We start from the raw sequence: 2,976 nt of genomic DNA on the forward strand, positions 1-2,976 counted from the left end.
AGAATAAATAGAAATAATCTCCTGTCTCCTGTCTCCTATCTCCTGACTCCTGACTCTTGATCACTGATTGCTTAGAGAATATCGCCGATGAGTAAACCAGTGATCAAAAGGAGAAGGATAGCGACACCGATATCTAAAGTTTTGGGGGAAAGACGACGAGCAATCCAATAACCGATCAGGACACCGAGGAGACTGGTAGCGATTAAAGCGGTGGCTGCCCCGGCAAAAACCACCCAGGGGGATTGGGATTCAGCACTGATGAGAAGGGTGGCTAATTGGGTTTTATCGCCGATTTCAGCAAAAAATATGGTTAGGAAGGTGGAACTAAACACCGTCCAAAAACTCCAAGAAGGTGGCTGATCTGGCTTTTTCTCGGTTGAGGCGATCGATTTGCTATCACTCATCGGCTAATTTAACAATATCGGGTTAAGCAATAATTTTCATACTTTTTTCATTTTAGCCCGACCGGTTTTCTGGCGATAGTTTCTGCTGTTGGGGGCGCTGTCTCCTCCCCCCAATAGTTAAAAAACCCTAGTCGATCGAGGTAGAGTTTCCATCCTAGAGTTTAATAATTATTAGACTAGGACGAGCGCAAATTGCTTGGAGGTATAGCCCCTATGGTAGAAAACAGAGATTATACTCTGATTATTGACAAAAGTGGCAGTATGTCCACTGCTGATAAACCCAGCGAGAAAACCCGTTGGCAAATTGCCCAAGAATCCACCCTCGCCTTGGCTAGAAAGTGCGAGGAATTCGATCCCGACGGCATCACTATCTATCTTTTTTCCGGACGTTTCCGACGCTATGATAATGTTACTTCCGATAAGGTGACACAAATTTATCAAGAAAATGAACCTATGGGGAGGACAGACCTAGCCGCTGTTCTTCAAGATGCCCTCAATAATTATTTTCAGCGCAAAACTGCTGGCAAAACTAAACCCAACGGAGAAACTATTCTGGTGATTACCGACGGAGAACCAGATGATCGCAAAGCGGTGATGCGTCAAATTATCGAAGCTTCTCGAAAACTCGATAGGGATGAAGAATTAGCCATTTCTCTGATTCAAGTAGGCCATGATCGACAAGCAACCGAATTTCTTAAAGCTTTAGACGATCAGCTAGAATCGGCGGGGGCCAAATTCGATATCGTTGACACAATTACTATCGATGATATGGAAGATATGACCCTAGCGGAAGTTCTTCTCAATGCCGTTACCGATTAATTTCTACCCAGTAGGGGTGAGAGCTTTCCACCCCTAATCAAGGAGGATTTAACTGCTAGTCAGGGCGACCAATTTATCTTTTTCCTCATCGGATAATTGATCCGATTGTCCGGTGATTTGTTTGTAGATTTTGAGATATTCCAAAGCGGATTTATACCAACTAAAATCTTGAGTCATTGCCCGTTGCTGTAGTTTTTGCCAATCCTGTTTATAACGGAAACTTTCCCAAGTCCGGATCATACAGGTAAACAGGTCTAAAGGTTCATAGCGATCGAAACTAAATCCTGTTCCTCTTTCCTGAATTGGGTCGTGGAAAGATACCGTATCGACCAAACCACCGGTGCGGCGTACCATGGGAATACAACCGTAACGCATGGCCATTAATTGGGAAATGCCACAGGGTTCAAAACGGGAAGGCATTAACAAAGCATCGGCCCCCCCATAGATGCGACGGGAAAGGGCATCACTATAGAGAAGATGCAGGGACATTCGCCCCCGGAAACGGGAAGTCATCTCCCACAGTTGGGTTTCATAATAGCGATCGCCTGTACCCAAAATAATCAATTGTGCATCAGTATAGGTGAGAAAGCGATCTAAAATTTGCATCACTAGATCAATACCTTTTTGTTCCACCAAACGCGTCACCATCGCCATGACAAAGGCACTTTTACTGACCTGTAGCCCCACTTCTTCTTGCAGGGCAATTTTATTGATCAGACGTTTTTCGATGGTTTCTGGGGTAAAATTCTGCTTAAGATAAACATCTTTAGCCGGGTTATACACCTCCGTATCGATGCCGTTGACAATGCCCACCAGATTGCCAGAAATATAGGACAATAATCCCTCTAAATTTTCGCCATAAATGGGGGTCTGTATTTGACGGGCATAGGTGGGAGAAACGGTGGTGATGCGATTAGCAAATTGAACCGCTGCGGCCATGGTATTATCGCCCTGCATATACCAAGGACACCAAGTCATTTTTTCTAATGCCTCCCGCCAAGGGCCCTGGTAGGCGAGATTATGGATAGTAAAAACGGTGCTAATATCGGGGTCTTGGTGCATCCAGACGGGAATCATGCCCGTATGCCAATCATGACAGTGAATAACTTGCGGTTTCCAGTAATTCCAAGCGAATTCCGCCGCACCATTGGCAAATAGGGTAAATCTCCAGGCCTCATCTTCGCCTCCGTAGATATTGCGTCCAGAGAAAGCTAGATGACCAAAGAGGTAGAGAGGAATATCCGTATCGGGTAAAACCGTCTCATAGACTAAAAAATCCTGAAACATGGCGAATCCTGACCAAATGGGTTCGGAAGGGATGTCCATTTTTTCCTGGAGAAAACCGTAGTAGGGTAGAAAAATCCGCACGTCATGACCTAGCTGACGCAAGACTTTCGGTAATGCCCCAATTACGTCCCCCATTCCCCCAACTTTGGCAATTGGGGCGGCCTCGGCACCCACAAATAGAATTCGCATACTCTTCCCGCTTTACTTCACGACGACAAGAAATTTTAACAGATAAAACCACCCTAGTAGGATTTGCAAGCAGGTTATTATCGGATTAGCCTAGATTTTTCTTTAACCAACCAGAGAGCCAACGAGGGGCATAATTAGCTGTTTTGGACATTATTAAGTTTTGTCGCCTTTTTATTAAGTTTTAGCTGCTCGGCACCGGCACTGTCTGCTATTGTCGATTTAACCGACATTCCGCCTATCTTCATATACTTTTATATATCTTTACATTCCCCAAACT

General features: G+C 44.8%; 3 protein-coding genes. 1 reads left to right on the top strand and 2 read right to left on the bottom strand.

The window, feature by feature from the left end; all coding sequences use genetic code 11:
• Positions 1 to 71: 71 nt before the first annotated feature.
• On the bottom strand, positions 72 to 404 hold the full coding sequence (locus PX636_RS07435) for a TMEM165/GDT1 family protein (protein WP_002777289.1): 333 nt from the start codon (positions 402 to 404) through the stop codon (positions 72 to 74).
• Between the two features lie 213 nt (positions 405 to 617).
• On the opposite strand from PX636_RS07435, the gene PX636_RS07440 reads away from it, so the two are divergent.
• Complete coding sequence (locus PX636_RS07440) at positions 618 to 1,223, top strand: vWA domain-containing protein (protein WP_002733700.1); 606 nt, start codon at positions 618 to 620, stop codon at positions 1,221 to 1,223.
• A 48-nt stretch (positions 1,224 to 1,271) separates the two neighbouring features.
• Here PX636_RS07440 and glgA read toward each other — a convergent pair whose 3' ends face one another.
• The gene (gene glgA / locus PX636_RS07445) at positions 1,272 to 2,699 is read right to left on the bottom strand and encodes a glycogen synthase GlgA (RefSeq protein ID WP_288116627.1); all 1,428 of its coding nucleotides are present in this window, start codon (positions 2,697 to 2,699) and stop codon (positions 1,272 to 1,274) included.
• Positions 2,700 to 2,976: the final 277 nt, after the last annotated feature.

Source organism: Microcystis sp. M53598_WE2 (assembly GCF_030067735.1).
GTDB classification, from domain to species: Bacteria; Cyanobacteriota; Cyanobacteriia; order Cyanobacteriales; family Microcystaceae; genus Microcystis; species Microcystis aeruginosa.